Annotated in this window: 12 protein-coding genes and 1 tRNA gene; 5 read left to right on the forward strand and 8 right to left on the reverse strand. The window is 68.4% G+C overall.

Annotated elements, in window-relative coordinates:
- Window positions 1-244: 244 nt before the first annotated feature.
- The gene (gene acs, locus BLR91_RS13795) at window positions 245-2,194 is read left to right on the forward strand and encodes an acetate--CoA ligase (protein WP_089881267.1); all 1,950 of its coding nucleotides are present in this window, start codon (window positions 245-247) and stop codon (window positions 2,192-2,194) included.
- A 148-nt stretch (window positions 2,195-2,342) separates the two neighbouring features.
- Window positions 2,343-3,011 carry a peptide ABC transporter substrate-binding protein gene (locus BLR91_RS13800; protein ID WP_157694629.1) on the forward strand — a complete coding sequence of 223 codons (669 nt, stop codon included), beginning with the start codon at window positions 2,343-2,345 and terminating at the stop codon, window positions 3,009-3,011.
- A 130-nt stretch (window positions 3,012-3,141) separates the two neighbouring features.
- Here BLR91_RS13800 and BLR91_RS13805 read toward each other — a convergent pair whose 3' ends face one another.
- Both BLR91_RS13805 and BLR91_RS20040 read right to left on the reverse strand, forming a co-directional pair.
- The gene (locus BLR91_RS13805; protein ID WP_089881261.1) at window positions 3,142-3,612 is read right to left on the reverse strand and encodes a RidA family protein; all 471 of its coding nucleotides are present in this window, start codon (window positions 3,610-3,612) and stop codon (window positions 3,142-3,144) included.
- Complete coding sequence (locus BLR91_RS20040) at window positions 3,612-3,779, reverse strand: DUF4177 domain-containing protein (protein WP_157694628.1); 168 nt, start codon at window positions 3,777-3,779, stop codon at window positions 3,612-3,614. Before BLR91_RS20040 ends, BLR91_RS13805 begins: the two co-directional genes overlap by 1 nt.
- 81 nt (window positions 3,780-3,860) lie before the next feature.
- Here BLR91_RS20040 and BLR91_RS13810 point away from each other — a divergent pair, with 81 nt between their 5' ends.
- The 3 genes from BLR91_RS13810 to BLR91_RS13820 all read left to right on the forward strand — a co-directional run bounded on the left by BLR91_RS13810 (window position 3,861) and on the right by BLR91_RS13820 (window position 7,505).
- Entirely contained in the window at window positions 3,861-6,383 is a 2,523-nt protein-coding gene (locus BLR91_RS13810; protein ID WP_089881258.1) for a transglycosylase domain-containing protein, read from the forward strand.
- Window positions 6,383-7,363: a metallophosphoesterase gene (locus tag BLR91_RS13815; RefSeq protein WP_018189936.1), complete on the forward strand. Its 981-nt coding sequence runs from the start codon at window positions 6,383-6,385 to the stop codon at window positions 7,361-7,363. Before BLR91_RS13810 ends, BLR91_RS13815 begins: the two co-directional genes overlap by 1 nt.
- 68 nt (window positions 7,364-7,431) lie before the next feature.
- Window positions 7,432-7,505 (forward strand) — tRNA-Pro (locus tag BLR91_RS13820).
- A gap of 192 nt (window positions 7,506-7,697) precedes the next feature.
- Here BLR91_RS13820 and msuE read toward each other — a convergent pair.
- From msuE to BLR91_RS13850, 6 genes are all read right to left on the reverse strand, one after another.
- Entirely contained in the window at window positions 7,698-8,288 is a 591-nt protein-coding gene (gene msuE / locus BLR91_RS13825) for an FMN reductase (protein WP_089881255.1), read from the reverse strand.
- Window positions 8,289-8,376: 88 nt separating this feature from the next.
- Window positions 8,377-9,387 carry an LLM class flavin-dependent oxidoreductase gene (locus BLR91_RS13830; protein ID WP_089881253.1) on the reverse strand — a complete coding sequence of 337 codons (1,011 nt, stop codon included), beginning with the start codon at window positions 9,385-9,387 and terminating at the stop codon, window positions 8,377-8,379.
- 77 nt (window positions 9,388-9,464) lie between these two features.
- Complete coding sequence (locus BLR91_RS13835; protein ID WP_018189933.1) at window positions 9,465-10,028, reverse strand: hypothetical protein; 564 nt, start codon at window positions 10,026-10,028, stop codon at window positions 9,465-9,467.
- 52 nt (window positions 10,029-10,080) lie between these two features.
- Entirely contained in the window at window positions 10,081-11,958 is a 1,878-nt protein-coding gene (locus BLR91_RS13840) for a DUF4012 domain-containing protein (protein ID WP_089881250.1), read from the reverse strand.
- A 67-nt stretch (window positions 11,959-12,025) separates the two neighbouring features.
- The gene (locus tag BLR91_RS13845) at window positions 12,026-13,333 is read right to left on the reverse strand and encodes a UDP-glucose dehydrogenase family protein (protein ID WP_089881246.1); all 1,308 of its coding nucleotides are present in this window, start codon (window positions 13,331-13,333) and stop codon (window positions 12,026-12,028) included.
- 46 nt (window positions 13,334-13,379) lie between these two features.
- Window positions 13,380-14,054: a thymidine kinase gene (locus BLR91_RS13850; RefSeq protein WP_018189930.1), complete on the reverse strand. Its 675-nt coding sequence runs from the start codon at window positions 14,052-14,054 to the stop codon at window positions 13,380-13,382.
- Between the last annotated feature and the right edge of the window lie 27 nt (window positions 14,055-14,081).

Below are 14,081 nucleotides of genomic sequence, written 5' to 3' on the forward strand. Positions count from 1 at the left end.
GACCTGCCGGTTAAAAAAGGGGGGCCGCACCTATTGGGGGGAACAGGTGCGGCCACTGCGGCGCAGGATTGGGGGGAATCGATTGCGCCGCACGCACGAATTTACATTCGGCCGGGGTCCAGTTTACGCAGAATCGATGCAAACGCAAGTCTCCTGGGGCGGTCGCTCGAGCAGGTTGTAGAGTCAGGCATTGTCGCGCCACGACCCGTATCGACCGCATCGCAAAGGAGCGAAAAGACTCCCCATGAGCAACACAATCGACAACCTGCTGCATGAAGCCCGCCGGTTCCCACCGAGCGACGAGTTCGCCGCGAACGCGATCGCCGACGCGGGCCTGTACGAGCGCGCGGCCGCCGACCGGCTGGGATTCTGGGCCGACCAGGCTCGCGAACTGGTGCACTGGCACACGCCGTTCACGCGCACTCTCGACTGGAGCGAGCCTCCCTTCGCCAAGTGGTTCGACGACGGCGAGCTGAACGTCGCCTACAACTGCCTCGACCGGCATGTGCTTGCCGGCAACGGTGACCGTGTCGCGATCCACTGGGAGGGCGAACCGGGCGACACCCGCACGATCACGTACGCCGAGCTGACGGCCGAGGTGAAGAAGGCGGCCAACCTGCTCACCAGTCTGGGCATCCGCGCGGGCGACCGCGTGGCGATCTACCTCCCGATGATCCCCGAGGCCGTCATCGCGATGCTCGCCGTCGCACGGATCGGCGCCGTGCACTCCGTCGTCTTCGGCGGATTCAGCGCCGAGAGCCTCCGCTCGCGTATCGACGACGCGGAGGCGAAACTCGTCATCACCGCGGACGGCGGCTGGCGCAAGGGCCGCGTCTTCCCCCTGAAGGACGCGGTGGATGCGGCGCTCACCGGCGACGCGACCACGGTCGAGCACGTGCTCGTGGTCAAGCGCGGCGAGAACGAGGTGGCCTGGACCGAGGGCCGCGACCTGTGGTGGCACGACGAGCTCGCGCTTGTCGACGCCGATCACGTGGCGAAGGCGTTCCCGGCCGAGCAGCCCCTCTTCATCCTCTACACGTCCGGCACGACGGGTAAGCCGAAGGGCATCCTGCACACCACCGGCGGGTACCTGACGCAGGCCTCGTTCACGCACAAGTTCGTCTTCGACCTCCACCCCGAGTCCGACGTGTACTGGTGCAGCGCCGACGTGGGATGGATCACCGGCCACACATACGTCGTCTACGGGCCGCTCGCGAACGGCGCGACCCAGGTGATGTACGAGGGCACGCCCGAGACGCCGCACCCCGGCCGCTGGTGGGAGCTGATCGAGAAGTACAAGGTCTCGATCTTCTACACCGCGCCGACCGCGATCCGCTCGTTCATGAAGCTGGGCCGCCAGCACCCGCAGCAGTTCGACCTGTCGAGCCTGCGCGTCCTCGGCTCGGTCGGTGAGCCGATCAACCCGGAAGCGTGGATGTGGTACCGCGAGGTCATCGGCGGCGACACGACCCCGATCGTGGACACCTGGTGGCAGACCGAGACCGGCGCGATCATGGTCTCGGCCCTCCCGGGGGTCACCACGCTGAAGCCGGGGAGCGCCCAGGTGCCCCTGCCGGGCATCTCGATCGACATCCTCGACGAGTCGGGCACACCCGTCGGCAAGGACCAGGGCGGCCTGCTGGTCGTCACGGAACCGTGGCCGAGCATGCTGCGCGGCATCTGGGGAGACCCGGAGCGCTTCAAGGAGACCTACTGGTCGAAGTTCGGCGACAAGTACTTCGCCGGCGATGGCGCGCGCTACGACAAGGACGGCGACATCTGGCTGCTGGGCCGGGTGGACGACGTCATGAACGTCTCCGGCCACCGCCTGTCGACGGCGGAGATCGAGTCCGCCCTGGTCGCGCATCCCTTCACGGCCGAGGCGGCGGTCGTCGGGGCGAACGACGAGACGACCGGCCAGGCCGTCGTCGCGTTCGTGATCATCAAGCAGAACCAGCTGGAGCAGGCCGGCGCGATGGATGTCGCGGCCGAGCTGCGCAAGCACGTCGCCGAGCAGATCGGTGCGATCGCGCGTCCCCGTGACATCTTCATCGTCACGGAGCTGCCCAAGACGCGATCGGGCAAGATCATGCGGCGCCTGCTGCGGGATGTGGCCGAAGGCCGAGAGGTCGGCGACACCACGACCCTGGCGGACACCGCGGTGATGAGTTCGATCCAGGCAAAGCTCTCCTAAGAGTCCGCCTACAGCACTACTCAAATTCGGCGCGTCCATCACGCAAGTCACCACTCCTCTGTCGTTCACGGCGATTGAGTGGGTGTAAGGGGACGCAGGCTCGAAGAGGGCCCGCACGTCGTGGGCCCTCTTCGAGAGGAACCCGAAATTGACGAAACTGCGTAACGCCGCCTTGGTCGGCGCCCTCACGCTCGGTATCACAGGCGCTGGAGTGCTGGCGGCCAGCCCCGCATTCGCGGCCGTGAACGACCGAAGCGGAACGATGCTCAACGCGACCACGACCGTGGGCAAGAGCTTGGACGTGACCATGACGGGCGCGCCCTGGGCACTGTCTCCTGCGGCGTACCAGGCCACGATCGCTGTCACCGTTCCCGCAGGGACCGAGCTGCTCAACAACATCCACGGCGCGCCGGGCACTCCGCGCGCGTCCGCAGACGGTGGGTGGGAACGAACGATCGGGAACGGTCACTGGGAGCTGTACCACCGCGCTTCTGACCCCTCGACCGTGTGGCAACTGGTGGTAACCGACACCGGAAACGCGGACACGATCACGACGCTCCTCCTTCCGACGCTCACCGTTTCGCAGCTGACTCCGGCCCCTCAGCAGGGGAGCGTGACCTTTGATCTGGTGGCCTACCGCTCGCTCACCACTCCCACGCTCTCCACAGACGAAGTACAGCCGACCGCGATCTTCACCTGGACCGCCGACGACACGGCGATCCCCGTCATCGCTCCGGCCGTCGGCGGTGCAGCCGCGGTGGCGGGTCTCGCCGGCGCCGGCATCGTCATGATGCGTCGACGTGGGGAGAGGGCATGACCGGGCTAGGCGTCGTGCGTGCCGCCCACCTCCAGCGGCGCGCGGCCGCACTCGAGGCGACGGACGCAAGCTGAGCGGTGGCACTTGGAGTCTCGGTGATGGCCGGAGTCATCACCGAGACTCTGCGTCGTCAGTCGACGGCGAGGATCAGCTCCACCTCGACCGGCGCGTCGAGGGGCAGCACGGCGACGCCCACGGCGGAGCGGGCGTGGACACCGGCGTCGCCGAAGATCTCGCCCAGCACCTCGGACGCCCCGTTGATGACCGCAGGCTGGCCGGTGAATGCGGGGTCGGAGGAGACGAAGCCGACGACCTTCACCACACGGGTCACTCGATCGAGGGAGCCGAGGACGCTCTTCGCGGCGGCAAGCGCGTTCAACGCGCAGATCCGTGCGTACTCCTTGGCATCGGCGGGCGCGACGAGGCCGGCGCCCTCACCGACCTTGCCGGTCGCCGGAAGAGCTCCGGCCACCATCGGCAGCTGCCCCGAGGTGTAGACGTGGTGCCCGTCGAGCACCGCCGGCGTGTATGCCGCGACCGGCGGGACCACGTCCGGCAGGTCGATCCCGAGCTGGACGAGACGCGCCTCGATGTCCGCCATCAGGCCTGCTCCCCATCCGTCACGGGGCGCTTCAGGTAGGCGACGAGTCCGCCCTCCGGGCCGGTGACGATCTGCACCAGCTCCCAGCCCTCCGACCCCCAGTTGTTCAGGATCGCTGCGGTGTTGTGGATCATCAGCGGGGTGGTCAGGTACTCCCAGCGCGGCATCGTGCTCCTCGGATCGGGGGATTTTGCAGGTTCATCACCTACTCTGATCCTATGTCTGCGCAAAAACCACAGGCTAGAGGTGTGCTCGGCGCCGCCGGTGCGTTCATCGGCATGAGTGTTGTGGCCGGTCTTCTGGTCACCGCCGCCGTCACGCCTGCGATCGCTGTGACGGGGATGGCGGCCAATAACAGCATCGGCGTGTTCGAGGGACTCCCGGAGTACCTGAACGTCGACCAGCTGGCTCAGCCGACCACCATCTATGCCAAGAACGGCGACCAGGACGTCCCGCTCGCCACGTTCTACTCCCAGAACCGCCTGCCGGTCGCCTTCGACCAGATCTCGCAGGCGGCGAAGGATGCCGCGATCGCGGGCGAAGACCCTCGCTTCTACACGCACGGCGGCGTCGACATCCAGGGCACCGTGCGCGGTGTGCTCTCCACCGTCGCCGGTGGCGGTGTTCAGGGTGGTTCCTCGATCACCCAGCAGTACGTGAAGAACGTGCTGCTGCAGAAGTGCGAGGCGCTCCCGGTGAAGTCCAAGGAGCAGAAGGCCAAGTACCAGCAGTGCGTGGATGACTCCACGGGCGTGTCTCCCGACCGAAAGGTCAAGGAGATGAAGTACGCGATCGGCATCGAGAAGAAGTACACCAAGGACCAGATCCTGGTCGGGTACCTGAACATCGCAGGCTTCGGTGGCACCGTCTACGGCATCGAGGCCGCAGCGCATTACTACTACAACACCACCGCGGCAGCGCTGACGCCTGCGCAGGCGGCCAGCCTGATCGCGATCGTGAACGAGCCGACCAGCCTGAAGATCGACAACCCCGGTTCGGAGACCAACGGCGCGGCGAACGGGTACGCGAAGAACAAGGAGCGCCGCGACTACATCCTCCAGAAGATGTACCAGTACAAGCGCCTCACGAAGGCGCAGTACGAGGAAGCGGTCAAGACCCCGATCCAGCCGGCGATCACCCCCTCCGAGCGCGGCTGTCAGACCGCGGGCGGGTCGGCGTACTTCTGCGACTACGTCCAGAAGATCATCCTCAACGACCCCACCTTCGGCGCCGACGAGGACACTCGCGCCTCCAACTTCAACCGGGGTGGTTACAAGATCTACACAAGCCTCGACCTCCAGCTGCAGCAGGTCGCCGAGGAGACCATCAACTCCTACGTTCCGGCCTCCTATCCCAAGGCCGACATCGGCGGGGTGCTGGTGGGTGTGCAGCCGGGCACCGGGCGCGTGCTCTACATGGCGCAGAACAAGAAGTACAGCCAGGACCCGGAGGTGCTCAACACGAGCACTGACTTCTCCTCCGTGAATCTCGCCACCGACCAGAAGTACGGCGGCTCGGGCGGATTCCAGGTCGGCTCCACCTACAAGGTCTTCACCCTCGCCGAATGGCTCAAGCAGGGCCACTCCCTCAGCGAGCCCGTCAACGCCAACATCCGGACCTACAAGTCGTTCAAGGACTCGTGCGCCGGGAACTGGAGCGGCACCTACACGCCGCAGAACGACTCACCGGGAGAGACGGGCATCCGCAACGCTCAGAGCGCGACCACGCTGTCCATCAACACGGCCTTCATCTCGATGGCCTCCCAGGTGGACCTGTGCGAGATCAAGAAGGACGCCGAAGCGTTCGGAGTCCACACCGCCAAGGGCGAGCCTCTGGACACGAACCCCGCGTCGGTGCTGGGCACCAACTACATCGCCCCTCTGACCATGGCCACCGCCTTCGCGGGCATCGCCAACAACGGGATGACGTGCTCGCCGATCGCCATCGACAAGATCCTCGACGCGAACGGCAAGGACGTGAAGGTGCCGCAGAGCGCCTGCACGCAGTCCGTCGATCCGGCGGTCGCCAACACGATGGCGAAGGCGCTCCAGGGTCCGATCCAGAACGGCACCGCGGCAGGGATGAACCGCACCGGCAAGGACATGCTCGGCAAGACGGGAACGACGGAGTACAACGACCAGCTTTGGCTCGTGGCGGCCACGACGAAGGTCGCCGGCGCCTACTGGGTCGGCAACATCAACAACCACGTCGACTTCCGCAAGGTGTACCCGACCCACGGCAAGTCGCCCGCGTCGGCTCGTACCGATGTCATGCGAATCATGATGACCGCGGCGGTCGGCAAGTACGGCGGCGACGACTTCCCGGCGGCGCCCGACAAGTTGACGCGCGGCATCCAGGTCGCAGTTCCCGACCTGACGGGTAAGACGCCCGACGAGGCGAAGTCGATCCTGACCGGCCTCGGGCTGGACTCGGCCGACGGCGGCCCGCAGGACTCGGTCGCCCCCGCCGGAACGATCTCGGCGACAGATCCGCCCGCCGGTACGCAGGTCAGCAAGGGCACGCCCATCACCCTGTTCACCAGCAACGGGTCCCTCGTGGCGGTCCCGAACGTGGTGGGCCAGAAGTACGGCGACGCTCTCGCGACGCTGACTGCCGCCGGATTCAAGGTGAAGACCGCGGGCGGCAATAGTCCGACCTCGACCGTTCAGGCTCAGGATCCCGCCGGCAATGCCCCTGCCAAGCCGGGAACCCAGGTGACCCTGACCCTGACCGCACCCGCCGTCCAGCCGACACCGGGCACGGGCGGATAGTGGCGCGCGGAGTCCTCCGACCGGCGGCGTCCGCCCTGGCGTTCCTCGCCGGGGCGGGCGCCGCCGCGTTCGCCTATGGTTCGCTGGTGGAGCGTCGCGCGTACACGCTGCGCGAGGTGAGCGCGCCGGTCCTTCCGGCCGGGGCGCAGCCGATCCGCGTTCTCCACCTCTCCGACCTGCACATGGCGCCCTGGCAGCGCGACAAGCAGGAGTGGATCCGCTCCCTCGCCCGGCTGAAGCCGGACCTGATCGTCGAGACCGGAGACGTGCTCGGCCATGCCCGGGGCCTCGAGGGCGTCCGTGCCGCCTACGACGGCTTCCGCGGCATCCCGGGCGTCTTCGTGCACGGATCCAACGACTACTTCGGCCCGCAGGCGAAGAACCCGCTGAAGTACTTCCTCGGCCCGTCGAAGAAGCGCCCGTCGACCGCCCCGCGGCTCGACACGGCCGCCCTGACGGCGTACTTCCGCGATCTGGGCTGGACCGACCTGGACAACCGGGCGGCCGGCCTGGAGGTCCGGGGAACGCACCTCGAGTTCTTCGGTGTCGACGACCCGCACATCCGTTTCGACCGGGTGGAGGCCATCCCCGGCGCTCTGGACCAGCTGCGCGAGGACGACCCGTTCTCGGACGACAACGCCTGGCCGGATGAGGGCCCGAGCGAGCAGCGGCAGGCGGTCACCATCGGTGTCACGCATTCGCCGTACCGTCGCATCCTCGACGCCTTCGTCACCTACGGTGCGTCGATGATCTTCGCGGGCCACACGCACGGCGGTCAGGTCTGCGTTCCGGGGTTCGGCGCGCTGGTCACGAACTGCGACATCCCACGCGCACAGGTGAAGGGGTTGAGCGTCTGGCGCCATGCCTTCCGCTCGGCGTACCTCAACGTGTCGGCGGGCCTCGGCACGTCGATCTTCGCGCCGGTGCGCTTCGCCTGCCGCCCGGAGGCGTCGCTGGTCACGCTGACGCCCGCGCCGTGAAGCGAGGTGCCGAGCAGGGTGCTGTGGTCATGACCACTCCCCCGCTCGTGTATCCTGGATGAGGCCTTCGGGGTGTGGCGCAGCTTGGTAGCGCGCTTCGTTCGGGACGAAGAGGCCGCAGGTTCAAATCCTGTCACCCCGACGTAATGAAGAAAGAGGAAGCCCCCGGCTCGCATCGCGAGCCGGGGGCTTCCTCTTTCTCCATTACTCGCTGATGTCCATTGGGGTCCCCGCCCGCGAGGGGCCCCGGGCGCCGCTCCGAGCGCCAGCGAGGACCGGCGTTCGGGGTAGCGGGTGGGGCGCACCGCGCAACGCCCGTGGAGAAGCGGTAGACCTAAAACGCGTCCGGCCGGGCGAACTCCGGCTCCGCCAGCCGCGAGACGGAGTCGTCCGAACGCACCAGAGGCAGCGTGCGAGCCACAGCGGTGTCGATGCGATCCCGCAGGTCCTGGGAGCGGATCTCGTAGTCCTCGAAGTCGCTCTCGGCCGCGTAGATGCCCAGGGGCAGGGTCAGCGACTGGAAGAACCCGAACAGCGGACGCATCTGGTGCTCGACCAGCAGCGCGTGCCGGTCACTGCCTCCCGTGGCCGTCAGGACGACCGGCTTGTCGACCAGGGCGTACTGGCCGACGTGGTCGAAGAACAGCTTGAACAGGCCTGTGTACGTGGCCCGGTAGGCGGGTGACCCGACCACGAGGATGTCCGCGTTCTCGACCGCCTCCAGAGCCTCGGTGACCGTCGGGCTGAGACTGCTCCGGAAGGGACCGGCGCCGAGCTCCGGCAGAAGGGGCGCCAGCCGGATCGTGCGGGCGATGCCCCCGGACGCCTCGGCATAGGCGCGCGTGACCTCGTCCACGAGCACGGTGGTGCGCGACGGGTGGGTCGGGCTTCCGCTCACTCCGACCACGTTGAGTGGATGCGACATGTGGGAACCGCCTTCTGGCTGGGGACCGGGATTTCGCCCAACGGTACCCGGAGCCGCCCCGCATCGCTCGGGGCGGCGTCACGGTCCGTCATGCTGCGGGGTACAGCTCCCGGACGATCTCCAGCGAGCGGATGCGCCCCTCCAGCGTCGCGGCGCCGGACGAGACCATCAGCTCGTCCACCTGGGTGGAGGCCAGCAGCGCCTCGAGTCGCGCCTTCACCTCGTCGGGCGTCCCGATCGCCTGACGGGCGTTGCGGGCAGCGATGAACTCCTCCTCCAGCGGGGTGAACTCGTGGGCGAGCGCCTCCTCCACGCTGACCGGCTCGGGCTTCTGTCCCTGACGCATCCGCAGGAAGGACAGCTGGCCGGGAAGGGACAGGGCGCGCACGGTCTGCGGGTCCTCGTCCGCGATGACGTTGACCGCGATCATCGTGTGCGGCTCGGCGAGGGTGTCACTCGGCTCGAATCGCGAGCGGTACAGGTTGAGCGCGGCCTCGGTGTTCTCGCCTGCGAAGTGATGGGCGAACGCGAACGGGATGCCGAGGGCGGCGGCCACCTGGGCGCTGTAGCCGCTCGAGCCCAGCAGCCAGATCTGAGGCGCGTCGCCGAGGCCGGGGATGGCGGTGATGCCGTGCAGAGGGTTGGCGTCGCTCATGCCGCCGTAGAAGAAGCCGTACAGGTCGAGGAGCTGCTGTGGGAAGTCCTCGACGCCGAGTCCCTCGGGGCTCCGGCGCAGAGCCATCGCTGTGGCGCCGTCAGTTCCCGGCGCGCGGCCGATGCCGAGGTCGATGCGGTCGCCGTACAGGGCGCGCAGGGTGCCGAACTGCTCCGCCACGACCAGCGGCGCGTGGTTGGGCAGCATCACACCGCCGCTGCCGACCCGGATGCGCTCGGTCGCTGCCGCGACTCCGGCGATGAGAACAGCCGGGGCGCTCGACGCGATGGCGGGCATGCCGTGGTGCTCTGCGACCCAGAACCTCTCGTAGCCGAGCCGTTCGGCCGCTTGCGCGAGCTGGATGGTGCCGGCGACGGCATCGGCGTTGGTGCCCCCGGCGGGGCGGCTGGCGAGGTCGAGGACGCTGAGGGGGATGCTGCTCACCCCAGGTGCAACGCAGCCCCGGACACAGCGATTCCCGGTCGGCGCGAGGCCGACCGGGAATCACCGGGTATGGATCGTCAGGACGCCTTGAGCTTGCGCACCCAGCCGACGATCGCCAGGGCGATCAGTCCGAGGATGACGAGCGAGCCGCCCATCCATGCCGCCCAGGTGGCGACGACGGAACCGGTGTGGGCCAGTCCGTCGCTGCTGCCCGGGTCGAGGACGGTGCTCGCCTGGTCGGCCGGCAGGACGGTCAGGGAGGCGGGGCACTCGTGGCCGCTGCTCTGTCCGTGTCCGACGACGCTGTAGGTACCCGAGGCGCTCGCGGGGAGCGTCACGGTGAGGACGTCGCTGCCGTCCGCGTTCGCGTGCTTCACGAACGAAAGACTGCTGTCGGCGGTGCGGAGCGAGGCGAGCTTGAAGCCCGCGCCGTCCTGGCCGGTCACGGTCCAGTTGATCGCCTCACCGGGCGACCACGTGCCCGGGATGCAGATGAGGGTGGCCGTGCCGCCCGCCTCTGCGACGCTGACATCGAACTTGCACTGGGCGCCGTCGGTGTAGTTGACGGCGTTCGCCGCGGCCGGAGCCGCAAGCAGCAGCCCCGCGGTCACGGCGATAGCCGCCAGAATCTTCTTGAACATCGGCCGCCTTTCTGTTGGGGCCCGGCTCACGGTCGGGTTAGTTGAGTAATACTCACTTTACGACGGACGAGCACTGTACGACAATGGGCGCGACGGCGTTGCGTGCCCCCACATCGGGGGTCGTACCGTCCCCCGGAAGCGTCGGCGTGGTCACGACACTGAGGTCCGACGACGTCTGCTGGTCGTTCAGGAACTGCACGGTGACGGTCTTCGACTCCCCCGGAGCCAGTTCGACCGTGTACAGACTGACCGGCCGCGAGCGATCGACGCCCGCAACGGTGGTGTAGTTCTCCCCGCCGCTCAATGTCGCGGCCAGGAGCCCTCCCGTCGGCCCATAGACGGCCACCCGCGTGCGGATGTTGCCGGGAGTCACGCCGTACGTGCCACCGCCGGTCACGTAACGAGGCAGGGTCGTCCCGGCGTCTGCGGGGGCCCGGTTGGTCAATGTCACGGTGACGACCGTCGACGGTTTGCCGTCCGCGCGGCACACGGCGGATCCGGCAGCGACCGAGGTGCGGAGGTAGTAGTCCATCTTGGCGCCGGTCGCGTCGTTGAAGTACACGCCGATGCCCGCGGTCGACAGATCGGACGCGGGAAGGCCCCCGGCGAGCGTCGTGCCCGCGAGCACCTTCTGGTCCTCGGTGTGCGTGGTCCAGATCAGCACACGGCGCGACTCACCGGCGTCCGCCAGCGCGGTCAGCAGCTTCTTCGCATCCACGTTCCCGGACGACATCCGGTCGAACACGGCACTCGCGGCGGACGCGAAGAAGGCGTCCTGCTGCGCCGGATCCTCGTAGCGCTGATAGACGTCGCTCAAAAGCATCTTCACGGCATTGGCGGAGGTGAGCCGATCGCCGGTCGGCAGCGTCACCGGGCCCGTCGCCTTGAGGAGGCCGCTGAGGACGACCGGGTCGACGGCGATCACGCCGTCGACGGTGCCGCCGTAAGTCGTCGTCCACATCCGCGAGGCGGTCGCCGCCGCGAGCGGGAAGTCCGGAGTGAGATTGGCATCCTGGAGGTAGCGGCCGACGAGCGGTCCGTAGAGGCCCTCCGTATTGAGCGGCACGTCGGCGACCGGGGTCTTCCACGGACCGATGGAGGTGCCGGCCTCCTGGCGCTGCAGCGTGACAGCGCCGTTGTCGGCATGGACGAGGGCGACCGCGCCGATCAGACCGCCCGTCGCGCGGAGCTCGGCTGGGTTCTGGGCGGCCAGGAGGTAGTCTCGCGGACCGTCGGCGCCCAGCATCGAAGGAAGCAGGCGGACGGCGTTGCCCAGCGCATCCATCTCCGGAGCCGCCTTGTCGAGCACATCGTGCAGCCGATCCACTCCCGAGGCGACCGGACTCACGAGAGCGCCGGTCTCGATGGTCGCGACGCTCGCGCGAGCGTCGGTGAAGGCCGCCCTGGCCTTCGCGACCGCGGGCTGCGCCGCCGTGATGGGTGCGAGGTCGATCCGGCCATCCGTGATGGCCAGAGCGCGGAGGTCCACGCCGGTGCCGGCGGCGACCAGCGGCCGCACGACCCGCGAGGCCACATCGTCGGATGCGGCCGCAGCAGTGCGGACCGCCGCGAGGTTCGGCCCCAGCCACGGGACGGCTTCGACGGTGACCCAGACCGGATCCGAGGTGAGCGCCGCGGCCTCGTGCGTCTTCCGGCTGAGCGAGTCGGCGGCGCGACCCGCGGCGGCGAGGTCCCCCGTCGCGATCGCGGTCTTCACCTGCTCGGCTGCCGGGATGGCGTCAGTGAGCGCACGCTGGGCCAGGAAGCCGCGGACGCCGATCCACACGATGGTGAAAAGCAGGATGGCGCCCAGCCCGACGAGGATGCCGACGAGGACGGGATGCCGCAGCCTGCGACGTCTTCGTGGCGCGACCGACGGCCCAACCGCGGGACGCGGCGGCGCGTCCGGCTCCGTGAGACCTGTCGCCATGCGACAAATCTAACAAATCCTCACTTTTTTGGCGGCCCCCAAATGGGGCGAGTTCTGCGGAGGCTGCTCAGCGGCCCAAACCGCGATACGTCCACCCTGCTCCGCGCCACGCCGCCGGGTCGAGCGCATTGCGTCCATCGATCACCGTGCGATGCGCCACGAGCTCGCCGACCGCTTCCGGATCCAGGCTCGTGAACTCCGGCCACTCCGTGATCAGGACGACGACGTCCGCATCCCGGACCGCGTCCTCCGCCGTCTCGGCGAAGCGCAGCTGGGGCGCACGACGTCGTGCGTTCTCGACGGCCTGAGGGTCGGTCGCGGTGACGATCGCCCCCGCGTCGGCGAGTCGCATGGCGATGTCCAGCGCCGGGGAGTCGCGGATGTCGTCCGAGTGCGGCTTGAAGGCGAGTCCCAGCACACCGACACGCACGCCGGCCAGTCCACCGGCCTCCTCGCGCACCAGTTCGACGACACGCGTCCGACGGCGCAGGTTGATCTGATCGACCTCGTCGAGGAACCGGACAGCGTCGCCCTTGCCGAGCTCGCGGGCCCTGGCACTGAATGCGCGGATGTCCTTCGGGAGGCAGCCGCCGCCGAATCCGACGCCGGCGTTGAGGAAGCGGCGCCCGATGCGCGCGTCGTGCCCGATCGCGTCCGCCAGCTTGGTCACATCCGCGCCGGTCACTTCGGCGATCTCGGCCATCGCGTTGATGAACGAGATCTTCGTGGCGAGGAAGGCGTTCGCCGAGACCTTGACCAGCTCGGAGGTCGCGTAGTCGGTCACGATGACCGGTGTGCCCGCGGCGACCGCGGACGCGTAGACCTCGTCGAGCAGGCGTGCGGCGCGCTCCCCCGACTCGCCCTCGGGAACGCCGTACACGAGGCGGTCGGGGCTCACGGTGTCGCTCACCGCGAATCCCTCGCGGAGGAACTCGGGATTCCAGGCGAGTGTGACCTCCGGCTGCGCCTGCGCGACCAGCTCCGCCAGACGCGCGGCGGTCCCGACCGGGACGGTGCTCTTGCCGACGATGAGATCGCCGGGCTTCACGTGCTCCAGGAGGGAAGCGAATGCGGCGTCGACGAAGCGCATGTCTGCCGCATCCCCGTCGGCCACCTGGGGCGTGCCAACGGCGACGAAGTGGACGTCGGCCTCGGACACGGCGGAAAAATCCGTGGTGAAGCGTAGGCGCCCGGACGGCGCGGCCGACTCGAGCACCTCCGGCAGCCCTGGTTCGAAGAACGGCGGACGACCGGCGGAGAGGAGGGCGATCTTGGCCTCGTCGACGTCGATACCGACGACGTCGTGGCCCAGGTGGGCCATCGAGGCGGCGTGGACCGCTCCGAGGTAGCCGCAGCCGATCACGGAGATTCTCATGGTGTGCAGTTCCTTCGGGTGAGGTCGCCTTCGGGCGTGGTGCGGATCAGGTGAAGTCGGGGTCGGGCTCGTCGACGTAGGCGGGAGCCGCCTCGACCGGCCAATGCCGCCGGCCGTTGTTGAGCACCCCTCGACTTTCCTGAAGGTAGCAGTTCCCGCAGAGGGACTCGTACGACACCGATGCACCGTCGATCGCGACCTGGTCGCCGTCGAAGACGAACACCCCGTCGATCTTGCGGGCGTTGAAGATCGCCTTGCGCCCGCAGCGGCAGATCGTCTTCAGCTCTTCCAGACTGTGCGCGACCTCGAGCAGCCGGCGGCTCCCCGGGAACGCGACGGTCTGGAAGTCGGTGCGGATGCCATACGCGAGCACCGGGACGTTGTCGAGCAGCGCGATGCGCAGGAGGTCGTCGACCTGCGCCTCCGTCAAGAACTGGGCCTCATCCACCAGGAGCGCGCTGACGTCGGTGTCGAAGCGCTTGATGGTGCGTTCGCGGTGCCGCTGGAAGGCGCCGTACGCGTCGGTCTCGGGCGCGATGAGGAAGTCGACCTCCCGGGTGACGCCCAGGCGGGAGAGGATGCCCAGGTCGCCCTTCGTGTCGATCGACGGCTTCGTGAGCAGGACGCGGTGGCCGCGCTCCTCGTAGTTGTAGGCGGCCTGAAGCATGGCCGTGCTCTTGCCGCTGTTCATCGCTCCGTAGCGGAAATACAGTTTTGCCACGCACCGATCCTATGCGGCACGGATGAC

It is taken from the genome of Leifsonia sp. 466MF (genome assembly GCF_900100265.1).
Lineage (GTDB): Bacteria > Actinomycetota > Actinomycetes > Actinomycetales > Microbacteriaceae > Leifsonia.